This is a genomic window from Vibrio sp. (assembly GCF_984391705.1).
This window is the reverse complement of sequence record NZ_CFHWOM010000001.1, coordinates 198,012-210,711: the sequence shown is the minus strand read 5'-3', so window position 1 is coordinate 210,711 and position 12,700 is coordinate 198,012. Positions and strand designations below refer to the sequence as shown.

Annotated in this window: 12 protein-coding genes; 7 read left to right on the top strand and 5 right to left on the bottom strand. The window is 45.7% G+C overall.

Features of this window, described 5'->3' with window-relative positions; genetic code table 11:
* Positions 1-11: 11 nt before the first annotated feature.
* The 5 genes from tal to AC4MRV_RS01050 all read right to left on the bottom strand — a co-directional run bounded on the left by tal (position 12) and on the right by AC4MRV_RS01050 (position 4,536).
* A complete protein-coding gene (tal, locus tag AC4MRV_RS01070; protein WP_491185563.1) occupies positions 12-965 on the bottom strand; it encodes a transaldolase in 954 nt (317 codons plus the stop codon).
* A 4-nt stretch (positions 966-969) separates the two neighbouring features.
* Positions 970-1,704, bottom strand: coding sequence for an HAD family hydrolase (locus AC4MRV_RS01065; RefSeq protein WP_491185562.1), 735 nt, complete (start codon positions 1,702-1,704; stop codon positions 970-972).
* Between the two features lie 20 nt (positions 1,705-1,724).
* A complete protein-coding gene (locus AC4MRV_RS01060) occupies positions 1,725-2,882 on the bottom strand; it encodes an iron-containing alcohol dehydrogenase (protein WP_491185561.1) in 1,158 nt (385 codons plus the stop codon).
* A gap of 79 nt (positions 2,883-2,961) precedes the next feature.
* On the bottom strand, positions 2,962-3,684 hold the full coding sequence (locus AC4MRV_RS01055) for a ribulose-phosphate 3-epimerase (RefSeq protein ID WP_053439523.1): 723 nt from the start codon (positions 3,682-3,684) through the stop codon (positions 2,962-2,964).
* Positions 3,685-3,693: 9 nt separating this feature from the next.
* The gene (locus tag AC4MRV_RS01050) at positions 3,694-4,536 is read right to left on the bottom strand and encodes an HAD family hydrolase (protein ID WP_491185560.1); all 843 of its coding nucleotides are present in this window, start codon (positions 4,534-4,536) and stop codon (positions 3,694-3,696) included.
* Positions 4,537-4,751: 215 nt separating this feature from the next.
* On the opposite strand from AC4MRV_RS01050, the gene ulaR reads away from it, so the two are divergent.
* The 7 genes from ulaR (at position 4,752) to AC4MRV_RS01015 (ending at position 12,697) form a co-directional block, all read left to right on the top strand.
* Positions 4,752-5,525 carry an HTH-type transcriptional regulator UlaR gene (gene ulaR, locus AC4MRV_RS01045; protein ID WP_491185559.1) on the top strand — a complete coding sequence of 258 codons (774 nt, stop codon included), beginning with the start codon at positions 4,752-4,754 and terminating at the stop codon, positions 5,523-5,525.
* 395 nt (positions 5,526-5,920) lie between these two features.
* A complete protein-coding gene (locus AC4MRV_RS01040) occupies positions 5,921-6,694 on the top strand; it encodes a DUF4344 domain-containing metallopeptidase (RefSeq protein WP_491185558.1) in 774 nt (257 codons plus the stop codon).
* A gap of 295 nt (positions 6,695-6,989) precedes the next feature.
* Complete coding sequence (locus AC4MRV_RS01035) at positions 6,990-7,874, top strand: Fe(3+) dicitrate ABC transporter substrate-binding protein (RefSeq protein WP_491185557.1); 885 nt, start codon at positions 6,990-6,992, stop codon at positions 7,872-7,874.
* Entirely contained in the window at positions 7,874-8,911 is a 1,038-nt protein-coding gene (locus AC4MRV_RS01030; protein WP_491185556.1) for a FecCD family ABC transporter permease, read from the top strand. Before AC4MRV_RS01035 ends, AC4MRV_RS01030 begins: the two co-directional genes overlap by 1 nt.
* On the top strand, positions 8,904-9,881 hold the full coding sequence (locus AC4MRV_RS01025) for a FecCD family ABC transporter permease (protein WP_491185555.1): 978 nt from the start codon (positions 8,904-8,906) through the stop codon (positions 9,879-9,881). Before AC4MRV_RS01030 ends, AC4MRV_RS01025 begins: the two co-directional genes overlap by 8 nt.
* Before the next feature lie 5 nt (positions 9,882-9,886).
* Positions 9,887-10,696 (top strand): ABC transporter ATP-binding protein, encoded by an 810-nt coding sequence (locus tag AC4MRV_RS01020; protein ID WP_491185554.1) that lies wholly within the window; start codon positions 9,887-9,889, stop codon positions 10,694-10,696.
* A gap of 339 nt (positions 10,697-11,035) precedes the next feature.
* Positions 11,036-12,697: a methyl-accepting chemotaxis protein gene (locus AC4MRV_RS01015; protein ID WP_491185553.1), complete on the top strand. Its 1,662-nt coding sequence runs from the start codon at positions 11,036-11,038 to the stop codon at positions 12,695-12,697.
* Positions 12,698-12,700: the final 3 nt, after the last annotated feature.

The following is a 12,700-nucleotide window of genomic DNA, read 5'->3' as shown; positions in this document are numbered from 1 at the left end:
AGCCAAGCTCCTTACAGACGCGCTTCAATCATGGCTTCAAGTTTGCCCTGATCGACTGCAAAATTACGGATACCTTCAGACAGCTTTTCAGTCGCCATTGGGTCTTGGTTCATTTCCCAGCGGAACTCTGCTTCTGTCATCGCTTGAGGAGCAGCTTTCACTTCATCACGCGCTGCAAACAGTGTTGGCTCTACCTCGCCTTGCTGCGCTGCAAGCTCATCAAGAATTGCAGGACCAATGGTTAAACGGTCACAGCCCGCCAGTGCAAGCACTTCATCTGCGTTACGGAAACTCGCGCCCATAACCACGGTGTTGTAGCTATGATCTTTGTAGTAGTTGTAGATGTTTGAAACCGAGACCACACCTGGGTCTTCGAACGGTAAGTACTCTTTCTTATAGGTATTAGTTTTGTACCAATCAAGGATACGACCGACGAAAGGTGAAATAAGGTAAGCGCCCGCCTCTGCACACGCTTTTGCCTGCGCAAAGTTAAACAGTAGTGTCAGGTTACAGTTGATACCCTCTTGCTCTAACACTTCCGCCGCACGGATACCTTCCCATGTCGACGCCAGTTTGATCAAGATACGCTCTTTCTCAATCCCTGCCTCTTGGTACATAGCAATCAGCTTGCGCGCTTTCACTAAACTTGATTCTTTGTCGAAAGATAAACGCGCGTCTACCTCTGTTGAAATACGGCCCGGAACGGTTTTTAAAATCTCTACGCCAATGTTGACAGCAAGCTTGTCGCTGGCATCAACTAACTGCTGCGACTTGTCATTACTTTGCTCTTTTGCCCATGCGATCGCATCGACAATGAGGTGGTCATACTGTGGCATTTCTGCCGCTTTAAGAACCAAAGAAGGATTGGTGGTTGCATCTTGAGGTTGGAAAGCAGCAATAGCATCAATGTCACCGGTATCGGCGACAACTGTGGTGTACTTTTTCAGTTGTTCTAATTTGTTCATGGTTTCATCTCGATAAACGTTCAATTAAATTTGCTAGCGATAACTGGCTCATAGACGACAACACCACATTGGCGTGAGACACATCCAGATGCCGGGTTAATAGGTTGGTTACCGCAACCGTAGAAATATCTGCCGATCGAGCCGCTGTGACTCCGGGTGGGGAATCTTCAAAGGCAATGGCTTGATGGGCAGAAACTCCCAGTTTTTCGAGGCTGGTTAGGTAGACATCAGGGCAAGGTTTACGGCGTATTTCTTCGATCTCTTCCGCCCCGGTAAAACAGTCAAAGTAATGGTCTAGATTCAAACGTTGTAATATTGGTAAGTAATGCTCACGCTCCGAACTTGTTGCCAACGTAAGATTAAGCCGCTTTTGTTTGGCAAAATTGAGATAGTCTCGAACACCTTCTCGCTCAGATAAGGTTTCGATCATTTGATAGGCGAGCTCCAACACTCGGTCACGGATTTGAGTGTCGCTATGATTTAGGCCGGAATGGTGGCGATAGAGGTGGTAAAGGGCGGTTGCTGGCGCTGAGCTCCCAACTAGTCCAGCAACCTGGAGAGGCGAAACGTCTACACCGTATGGCTTCATCAAAGCTTCCCAGGCTCTGAACATACAGCTTTCCGTATCGACTAAAAGACCATCGAAGTCAAATATCAGCGCTTTAAAGCGACCACAATCAATGTCCTCTCTTTCCACATTGGTTAGGTTTGGCTTTGTTACGTTGATCTTGCCTTCCATGTTCTAAACTCCTGTTTTCTTTACACTAAACTTGCATGAAGAATTGACTTCATCTCTTCGCCCGAGGTCAGTGGTAGGTCGAAGCAAAATGCGGGCTCTAACGCTTCAACATCTTGTTTACTGACGCCAACCTGAGTAAGGTTTGACTCCAAGCCAATCTCTTTTAGGAAAGTGACTAAGTGCCCTGCTAAAGATTGCGCTTTCTCTTCGGTGCTTCCCACGGCACCAAACAGTTCGGCAACTTGAGCATAACGCTGCGGCTGTTTGCGCCACTGAAGCTGAACATACGCAGGGTAAACCACCGCAAGTGTTAAGCCGTGTGGCAAATTGGTTTTCTGACTACCCAGTATTTCACCCAGTGGATGAGGCGCGCCTGCACCACCGTTCGCCAGTGAAATACCGCCTAATGTGTCTGCAGTAGCAAGCTCACAGCGACCTTGGATATCCGAACCATCTGCAACGACTTTTGGCAGGTTATCCACCACCAGCTTCATCGCTTGCAGCGCAAGTTGGTCAACAAATGGTGATGGACGAGTACCAGTAAATGATTCAAACGCATGTGAAAAAGCGTCAAAACCTGTCATTGCTGTCATTCTTGGTGGCAGTGTCAGCATCAACTCGGGGTCAATGACCGCTTCTACTGGAAAAAACTCTGGATGGAATAACGTCAGCTTGGCGTGCTGTTCAACATGAGTAATAACCGCAGCTTGCGTGACTTGAGAACCCGTACCAGAGGTCGTCGGTACCGCAATCAAAGGCACAACAGGTGCTGGTAGGTTGGCAATATCACCAAATGGTGAGTCGTAAGTTGCAAACCAGTGCGACCAGTTAAGCTCTTCTGCATTAATCGTTGCGGCAATAATCTTAGCGGTATCAATGGATGAACCACCTCCGACTGCTAACACCACATCACACTCTGCCGCTTGCGCGACTTGGCGACCGAGTTCAACCACTGTTGTCGGCGGGTTAGGTACAACGCCATCGAAGTGAGTAACCGTAATACCTTCGTTTGCCAGCAAAGCAAAAATGCGGTCATAGGCAGGTTTCACTGCGTCAAAAATCGGTTCTGAAACCACCAAGCAACGCTTGCCATATTGCGCGACCAATTGACCAATTTTTTGAATTTCACCCGGGCCGAATGTCAGCTTAGTCGGTTGATAATGTTGAAATTGTGTCATGATAAAATCCTTGGTTATGGTGCCAGACCGGAGCACATAGGGGGTTGTCAGCCCAGCACCAAATTCATTTAACGCTTAATTAAGCCGGCTCTACTTCTGCTTCAGCAGCAACATTTTTCTCAGCTTGGTCTAGCGCAGCGCGGAAGTCGTGTACACCCGCTGTGATGCCTTTTTCGTGACCGAAGATGTTAGTAGACGCAACCATCACATCGATATCTTCTTTCAGCAGTGCTTCTAGGTTGTGGTTGCGGATACCGCCATCAACACATAACTCACAGTTAGGGTTACGCTCATTGATAAGCTGACGAGCTTCGCGAATCATTTCGATTGCTGACTCACGCCATAGCCACTCATCGTTGTTTACGCCGTGGATAACAATGTGTAGACGGTCAAGGTAGTAAATCGCTTCTTTAACGAATGAAACTGGTGTGAAACAGCCAACCGTTAGACCAAACTTCATGTTGTAGTCGCGGCAGTACTTCATCATGTACGCCAGTGGTGCGCCTAAGAAGTTTTCAGCAGGAAGAATCAGCATATCTGCGCCTGCCGCTGCGATTTTTTCCACAAACAAGCGGTCACAATCTTTGAAGTAAGCGTGCACTTCAATTGGCTTATCTGTGTATTGACGAATACCTTCAACGATTTGGTGGCCGCCCATTAGCTGCATGTTTTTTAGGTCATGCATATCTGCTGCATCACAGTGAATGTAGTCTGCGCCAGCATCTGAAACTTCTTTTACGATGTCAGCCATGTGACCGTAATCAACGTGCGCTAAACCTGCAGCAATTTTTACTTTTTTCATGAGATTTCCTTAGTAGCTAAATGAGTGTTGGCATGTGTGCTGACCTTCACGAACGATGAGTCGTAAATATTGGCCAATGCCGCAACCGTTGTTATCTGTGATAATGAGATTGGCTAGTCCGCGAAGTGCTGGGCTAGCGTTTGCCATCGCGACGGGTTCACCAACGGCTTTAAACAATGAGATGTCGTTGTCGCCGTCACCAAACGCGATGGTGAGATTTGGATTGAGGTTATGCTGAGCTAACCAAGTGGTAGCGGATTGACCTTTATTCACACCAAGACAAGTAATATCGAGCTTATTTGGCGTAGAGAGATCCGCTTGCAAAATATTAGTTAATGAGTCACGAAGCTGGCATAGCGCCTGTTTGTCACTGCTCGATACCAACACCTTATATACGTCTCCGCATACTTGTTGCAGCTCAGCCAGCGATGGCATGATTTCCATGTGGCCATCAATACCTAATTGACTCATCTGACGCTCAAGTCCTTGAAAATGGCTTGAAGTCTGTGGCGCGTAAATGCCGTTTTGAGCATAAAGAGTAAAATCAAACTGACCTAAGCTGAGCGTGTCTAATAACTGTTTCAGTTGGTGAGCATTAAACGCTTGAGCATTGCGGTAATCGTTACTCGCTGCATCGTATTGGTAAGCGCCATTGCAGCAAATCAATGGAGCAGTAATACCGAGTTGCTTGGCAAAAGGCAGCATCAATTGATGAGGTCGCCCACTTGCCAACGTCACTTGATAACCTTCATTTAGCGCTTGTTGAATAGCTTCAACATTGTTCACGCTAATCTGGTTGTGATCGTTTAGTAAGGTTCCATCTAAATCGATAATGATTGCTTGATACTTCACCTTGGCCTCCTTTGACTCTTTGTGACGCAAAATGACTATAAACCGTCAAATTCGGTCACGTAAAGTCAAACTTGACTTTTTATGGCGTTTTTATTGGTAAAGATCACAAAATAACGTCAAACCAAGTTCATAAAACGTCATTTGTAAATTTAAATTGCTCAAAACGTCAAATTCGGTCAAAATGAACCAAAAATAAATTCAGGATGCAGTACAAGATGAATGAAGCTCAACGCCACCGACGCTTACTCGACTATTTAGATAGTCATACTTTTATTACCACTAACGACTATGTGTCGATGTTAGATATCTCTTTATCTACTGCTCGTCGAGACATCACTAAGCTTGCTGAAGATGGTAAGTTGAAGAAGATTAGAAATGGCGCTGAAGCATTAAGTAGTGAAAGTAATCAGCAGCACCATACGCCATCAAGCTTTATTCCAAGTGAATATGATATTGAGAACCTTGATGCCAAGAAGCGTATTGCCAAAGCGGCGGTTGACCTGTGCGATGAGCATGACAGCGTGATCGTCAGTGGCAGCAACACCACTTTCTTGATGGGACAATACTTGGCAGGACGTGATGTTCAGGTCGTGACTAACTTTATGCCGCTCACGCACAGCTTGATCACTCAAGATCATCAAAGCATCATCATATTAGGTGGCCAGTACCTACCTGAACGTCAGATCACCATCTCTCCTGATGAAGAAGCAGCCGACGATCATAAAAGCCGCTTTGTGTTCTTTACTGGTACAGGCGTAACGCCAGCTGGTATCCATACCTCTGATCTACTGGTTTACATGGCAGAGAAAAAGCTACTCGAATATGGCGCAAAGCTCATTGCGTTAGTTGATAGCAGCAAGATAGGTAAGCATGGCGGTAAATTATTGGCGACAGCAACACAGCTAGATACCTTAATTACCGACGCAGAAGCCGATCCTGAGGTGCTTGAGGCGCTGAAAGCGTCTGGCGTCAATGTTGTCGTCGTCTAAACCTACTCGTAGAAGCATCGATAGAGCCGTGATCAAGCTAAACTCAATCACGGCTATTCACGATTTACAGCCGTAACTCTTATGCCTTGACAGACTTTCCAGTTTGTCGCAATCATCTCGTGCCAGACATTCTCTCAGCGCATCAAACTGTACTTCAGGCCAACCATATATTTTCATCGCTAGTAAACTTTCAATCTGAGTGCGGTCGAAGCGATGTTTTGTCAATTTTTCTGGATTCCAACCAGCAATCGCCTAGCGCCTCTGAACTTGGGCTGTTGATGAGTAAATCACTTCACATCCCAGATCTCCTTACGGAAGGCGGGGTAAGCGAAAAGCCGAATTTTATGTCAGTATAAAGTGAAGCTATTTATTGATTAGAATAAGAAGGGAAAGCTATGTTTCCACGCTCAACGCTCCTGATAGGAGCTTTACTTATCGCAAATCCTGCCTCTGCGACTAACAACATCTCTATTCGTTACCTAGAGCCTATCGATGGGAATGAAAAGCAGTCACTCAATGACATAAAACAAAGTGGTGTCAACGAAACACTCATCGAACTTTCTAATAGTCTGATGCCTTTTAGCCGATCTTTGGTTATTGAGTATGGCAGCGAAGATGGCCCACTTTATGATCCGCAAAAACATGTAGTACAGATGCCTTACTCTTTTTATCAAGAAGCTTGGACGCACTTTAAGAAAAACAAATATGACGAAAAATTTGGGAAATCGGCTCAATTAGGTGCAATAGACACGGTATTACACACTCTTATCCATGAGGTTGGACACGCTTATATTGCCGATCAAAACATACCTATTTTGGGCAAAGAGGAAGATGCGGTCGACAACTTAGCCGCAGTGCTGATGATTGAGTATGTAGAGAATGGCGATGACGCTGCGATCAGTGCCGCTGACATGTTTGCATTTGAGTCTGAGGATAGACCCGATTACTACGACTTTGGCGAGTATATTGATGAGCACAGTTTTGATCTACAGCGATACTTCTCTACCCTATGTCTCGTGTATGGCAGTGATCCGGACAAACACAAAGGTTTACTCGACGAAGTCGAAAACGACTACCTCGAGGAGCGAAAAGACTTCTGCACCTATCAATATCAAACCATCAGCCAGAACTGGCACCACTACTTAAAGCAGGCGGATTCAAAAGAATAGATTAAAATCGTCGTAGAAAGTCTTATGTATATTCAGACGATCTGCATGCCTTTCTTCGACGACTACTTTTAAACTTTGGCTCTCATCCAACGACTCCAAACCATTGTTAAAGGCGACAAGATTTAGCTCTTACCCATTTTCGCTTCCTACGTTCGCCATTACATTTCACACAGTTTCATATTACTGTGACTGTTATCACTTATATTTAAATGAAACTGATATTTATTATCATTTGTATTTTTATAAATTTGTTTTCTTGTGATAATCCACACGTATACAAAACGGATGGAATACTATGTTTAATAAATCAATCGCATTGCTAGCCACTTTATGTTTAGCGTTTAGCGCTAATGCCAAAATAACGGTTCAAGATGAACTTGGTGAGCTGGTTCTAGAATCGGTACCAAAAAGAGTTGTTGCCCTAGAATTTTCTTTTGTTGATGCCCTAGCTAACTTAGACGTTAAACCCATTGGCGTCGCCGATGATGGTGATAAAACACGAGTAATAGAGCCGATTCGCGCTCGAATTGGTGACGATTGGACATCACTTGGCAAACGTTCTCAGCCGAGCTTAGAAGTTATTGCATCACTAAAACCTGATCTCATCATTGCTGACCGCGAGCGTCACGAAGCTATTTACGAAGACCTTAAACGAATTGCACCGACTCTAATCCTCAAAAGCCGCGGGGAAACTTACGAAGATAACCTCAAGGCTGTCGTTAAAGTCGCAGCCGCATTTGATCGTGAAGATGAGATGAAACAGCTGGTTGCCGAGCACAGCGCTCGCATGGATGAATACGCCACAAAAATCAGTTCTGACGCCTCAGTCCTTTTTGCCGTATCAAGTTCACGCGGTGTCACTATGCATACGCCTAAAGCCTACGCAGGTGGTGTCATTAATCGATTGGGCCTAAATTCCCCAGTGCCGGAAGAAACGGAAAAGGCTTATGTGCGCATCACCATGGAGCGTCTATTAAAAGCTAACCCTGACTACTTTTTGGTCGGTGAGTATGGCGATGAAACAGCGATTGACGAGTTTAAGAAAAACGGTCTTTGGAAGGTGATGACAGCGGTCAAAAATGACAAATATGTTGAAACCGATCCACGTTTATGGTCTCTCAACCGTGGGATGATCGCCGCTGAAATCATGGCAGAGCAAGTCGTAAATCTGGTTCAGTAATGTCTCAATTAGCCCTCTCCGCGCCAGCGTCCCGCTGGCGTTTTTCTGTTTTCATCCCCGTCGTTTTAGGGCTACTCATGCTCGGCTTTGGCTGGTCTTTGTTTGTTGGCTCCGATTTCGAAATGGGATGGATTGACGTTTGGCATTGGTTAATCGGTGCAACGGGTAACGAAATCCATCAGCACATCATCAAGGAAGTGCGCTTGCCGAGAGTGTTGTGCGCTGTTGGTGTGGGAGCCAGTCTGGCTGTCGCGGGTTTATTGATGCAGGCATTGACAAGAAACCCCATCGCTTCCCCCTCAGTTTTTGGTGTGAGTGCAGGCGCTTCCTTTGCGTTTGCTTTTGCCTCTACCGGACTTATCGGCTGGTTTTCCGCTCTACCGATATTGGTCGTCACCTTTATCGGTGCAACGATCGCAGGGCTTGCGGTCTTTTTCCTTGCTGGGTTGCACCAACATCAAGTCAATCCAGTGCGCGTTGTTCTCGCGGGCGTTGCTCTGAACTTCCTTTTCTTATCTCTTACTCGTGCCGCCGTTATTCTTGCCGACGAAAGCGCTTATGGGGTTATGCATTGGATAACAGGTACGATTGCGAATGTAGATTGGAGCCACGTGCAGGTGCTCTATTGGAGTTTGCTTGTAGGTCTTACCGCTGCACTGTACCTAAGCTACCAACTTAACCTGCTTGCCTTGGGTGAATCCATGATGAAAAACTTGGGTGGGAAGCTTGCTCTTGTGCGCATCGGTACAAGTTTAACGCTCATTTTGCTAATCGCAGCGTCTGTGTCTGTAGCGGGGCCCATCGCTTTCATTGGTCTTATCATTCCCCATCTTTCGCGCAGCTTAGTCGGGCATGATCTTCGCCTACTCGTGCCAGTCTGCGCTCTACTTGGTGCCAACTTATTGGTCTATGCAGACGCAATTACTCAACTACTAGCCCGAGGTTCAGAGAGTCCAGTAGGCATTCTCACTAACTTTATTGGCGCGAGTTTCTTCCTCCTACTGGCCAAAAATCAGGTTAAAAAGCAATATGCCTAACGCGATCAAAGTAACCTTGTCCCTTTTTGTTGTCTGGCTTCTATTTGCAATCTGGCATGTTGGAGCAGGCGCAGTACAAATATCAGCCACAGAGGTGGTCAATACACTGCTTGGAGATTCTAGTGATAATGAGTTCATTGTCATGGGCTACCGTCTACCTAGAATGTTAGTCGCAACACTCGTGGGTGCTTCGTTAGCTTTATCCGGATTGCTAGTGCAAGGTATTGTCAGAAACCCTCTCGCGTCGCCCGATATTCTTGGCGTTACGACTGGAGCGAGTTTAGCGGTCGTAGCAGTGAATGCCATGTTTCCCGATGTATCCGCGACTCTGTTTCCCTTCATTGCTATGGTGGGCGGTGGTATCGCAACATTAGTACTATTTTCCCTCGCCAGGCACGTTCTCAACCATGCAGCCGCTCTCGCACTGATCGGGGTCGCTCTAGCGGCACTATTTAGCGCAGGCGTCGATTTTCTTTTGCTTGCTTTTCCCTTGGAAATCAACGTTTCAATGATTTGGTTAACGGGGTCCGTTTGGGCGCGTAACTGGACGCACATTCCCTACCTTATCGGCTTTTTATTAGCACTGCTGCCTATCGCGGTTGTTCTTGCCTACAAGTTGGATTTGTTCGCATTAGGCGATGAAACAGCACAGGGGTTAGGTGTGAACATCAACAAAGTGAGGCTCCTGACCTTGTGCGTTGCAATCACCCTGGCTTGTGTCGCGGTATCTGTTTGCGGCAACATCGGGTTTATTGGCCTAATTGCACCTCATGCGGCACGTTTTCTTCTGGGGAACCGGCATATAGCATTGATACCTGTATGCATGTTGATAGGCGGCAGCTTACTGTTAAGTGCCGATTTGTTTGCCCGAATTCTAATGCCCCCAACCGAACTCCCTGCTGGCGTCATGACTGCCATGATCGGTGGTCCATACTTCATTTTCTTATTAAGCCGCTACAAACATTGGTAATCGATATGAACGCAATCAATATCCAAGATCTCACTGTAAGTTATAGCGATAAGCTAGTGTTAGACCAAGTTAGCTGCGCATTCAAAAACAATCACCTAACCGCATTAATTGGTGCAAATGGCTGTGGAAAATCAACGCTGCTCAAAACAATTAATGGCAATATTCGCGCTCAATCCGGCCAAATAACATTGGCTGATGGTCAAAACACATACCAAATAGACACCAAACTGTTAGCAAAAAGAATATCTATGCTGCCACAAACGCCCATTACCCCTGAAGGCGTAACGGTAAAACAGCTGGTCAGCTACGGGCGTGCGCCGTACCTAAACTTTCTTGGTCAACTCAGTGATGATGACAAAGAACATGTAGACAAAGCGATGAAGCTTGCAGATATAAGTGACCTAGCTGATCGCTCAGTGTCCGCTCTATCCGGGGGCCAAAGGCAACGCGCTTGGATAGCTATGGTACTCGCACAAGACACTGAAACTATTTTGTTGGATGAACCCACCACCTATTTGGATATGTCACACCAATATGAACTTTTAGACATTGCAAGAGACTTAGTAAACCGCCATGGAAAAACCGTCATCGTCGTGCTTCACGATCTAAATCAGGCATGTCGATATGCTGACCAACTCGTGATAGTGCATAAACAGACTATTTATGACCAAGGCTCACCAACAAAAGTATTCACAGAGCAGATGCTTTCTGAAGTGTTTAATTTAGACGCTAGAGTGATTGAAGATCCGGAGAGTAAAACACCTATGGCAATTCCTCGTGCTACACGCCAAACACCAACAGCGGCTCTTATCTAAAAACTCTGCCCCGATAAACCTTATGTGGGTGCGAAACCGCACCCTTTGTCATTTCCCACTCCACCTCGTAAACCACCAAAAAGCCACCGTATAGCGTATCTAAGTTACTGATGGTAATAAATAAACGTGATAGTGCTCAACATTCTCACAACTCTAAAACTAATGTCTAATAACTGATGACAAATTAACCATTAAGAATCACAGTCGGCGGTCGATAAATTAGCTAATCTTATAAAAATCAACTTAAGATTGACTAAAATTAAACCGATAACAACTAAAACATAAACGACGCTTAACGACTATTGTTGTGTTAAGACCTCACAGAATTAGGATGTTTGTATGAGTCTAACGATAAAAAGCCGCCTCTACATTTTAGCGCTTGTGCCACTGCTAGTAATTGCTCTTGGTATGCTCAGTTTCACCTATGTGAAAACCACCGAGCTAAACAATGAGCAGGTTGAAATTACTCGTAATAACATGATGAACATGAAAAAAGAGGAGCTAAAGAACTATATCCAAATGGCAAAATCTGCCGTTCAACCCTTTCTTGATCGCGGTGCAAGCATAGAAGAAGCCTACCCCACCCTCATGACCTTGGAGTACGGTGAGACTGGTTACGTATTTGGCTACGATTCCAAGGGTATAAAGATCGTTCAAGGTACCAGTAAAAAAGGCATTGGTGAGAATTTTTGGAACTTACAGGATAAGCAAGGGAATTACTTAATCCAAGATCTGATCCGAAACGCTAAAACTGGCGATTTTACAACTTACTACTTCCCTAAGTTGGGTGGTACCGTTGCACTGCCGAAGCTTAGTTATTCGATCTATATCCCTGAATGGGACTTAATGTTAGGCACGGGTTTCTACACTGATGACATCGATGCCATTATTGCAGAGATGGAAGACGCAACCCAAAGCGCACTTCAGACAACGCTGTCTGCCATCATTATTTTCTGTTTAGTCATCGCTATTATTGTTGCAATCTTTGCAGTCGCGGTAAACCGAACCATCATGAAGCCACTGGAAATGTTTGATGACTCCATTAGCTCCTTCGCTAGCGGTGATGCGGATCTAACAGCACGCATGGAAGAGTTTAAGGCACCAGAATTTGCTCAGCTTAGCAAAAACTTTAATGCCTTCGTCGCAAGCTTACAGACCATTATTCGCAGCGTAAGTGATGTTGGTCAACAGGTCGTATCAGAAACGACCAATATGTCCCAACGTGCAGCCAAGGTAGACGAACTTGCCTCTGGGCAACGCGAAGAAACCGAACAAGTTGCGACTGCTATGACAGAAATGACGACGACAGCCTCTGAGATTTCCAATAACGCTAGTCAAGCAGCGCAGTCAGCAAAAGAAGCCGATGACAATGCTAAAGATGCGCAAAACATTGTTAACTCCGCAGCTCAATCCGTTGAAGCTCTGGCAGACGAAGTCTCACAAGCCAATAATGTCATTTCGCGTCTAGAGGGCGATGTGCAGAATATCTCCTCATCTTTAGAAGTGATTCAAGACATTGCTGAGCAAACTAACTTACTCGCGCTTAACGCCGCTATCGAAGCTGCTCGTGCAGGTGAGCAAGGCCGAGGCTTTGCTGTAGTAGCAGATGAGGTTCGTAAGCTTGCGAGTCGAACACAAGACAGTACGGGCGAAATTCATAAGATGATCGAGCAGTTAAAAGCAGCATCTGATGACGCAGTTAAAGCGATGGAATCAAGTCAGCGACGTGGCGCTAGCACCGTTGAAGAAGCCAATGCTGCAGCTCAAGCTCTGATTCAGATTCAAGAGTCGATTGGCACGATTATGGACATGAACTCTTTGATCGCAACCGCCACTGAAGAGCAAAGCCTAGTAGGGCAAGAGATATCCCAACGTATTGTCGTTATCTCAGACCAAAGCTCCCAATCTGCTGATCTCGCCAACGAAAACCGTTCAGGCAGCCAAGAACTTAATGGACGAGCCAATGAGCTGTATGAATTAGTGGACCGATTTACAGTGTAATTT

What these genes read in the sequence shown, in the direction of transcription:
- tal (WP_491185563.1), bottom strand. Translation starts at nt 965, where the DNA reads ATGAACAAATTAGAACAACTGAAAAAGTACACCACAGTTGTCGCCGAT.
- AC4MRV_RS01065 (WP_491185562.1), bottom strand. Translation starts at nt 1,704, where the DNA reads ATGGAAGGCAAGATCAACGTAACAAAGCCAAACCTAACCAATGTGGAA.
- AC4MRV_RS01060 (WP_491185561.1), bottom strand. Translation starts at nt 2,882, where the DNA reads ATGACACAATTTCAACATTATCAACCGACTAAGCTGACATTCGGCCCG.
- AC4MRV_RS01055 (WP_053439523.1), bottom strand. Translation starts at nt 3,684, where the DNA reads ATGAAAAAAGTAAAAATTGCTGCAGGTTTAGCGCACGTTGATTACGGT.
- ulaR (WP_491185559.1), top strand. Translation starts at nt 4,752, where the DNA reads ATGAATGAAGCTCAACGCCACCGACGCTTACTCGACTATTTAGATAGT.
- AC4MRV_RS01040 (WP_491185558.1), top strand. Translation starts at nt 5,921, where the DNA reads ATGTTTCCACGCTCAACGCTCCTGATAGGAGCTTTACTTATCGCAAAT.
- AC4MRV_RS01035 (WP_491185557.1), top strand. Translation starts at nt 6,990, where the DNA reads ATGTTTAATAAATCAATCGCATTGCTAGCCACTTTATGTTTAGCGTTT.
- AC4MRV_RS01030 (WP_491185556.1), top strand. Translation starts at nt 7,874, where the DNA reads ATGTCTCAATTAGCCCTCTCCGCGCCAGCGTCCCGCTGGCGTTTTTCT.
- AC4MRV_RS01025 (WP_491185555.1), top strand. Translation starts at nt 8,904, where the DNA reads ATGCCTAACGCGATCAAAGTAACCTTGTCCCTTTTTGTTGTCTGGCTT.
- AC4MRV_RS01020 (WP_491185554.1), top strand. Translation starts at nt 9,887, where the DNA reads ATGAACGCAATCAATATCCAAGATCTCACTGTAAGTTATAGCGATAAG.
- AC4MRV_RS01015 (WP_491185553.1), top strand. Translation starts at nt 11,036, where the DNA reads ATGAGTCTAACGATAAAAAGCCGCCTCTACATTTTAGCGCTTGTGCCA.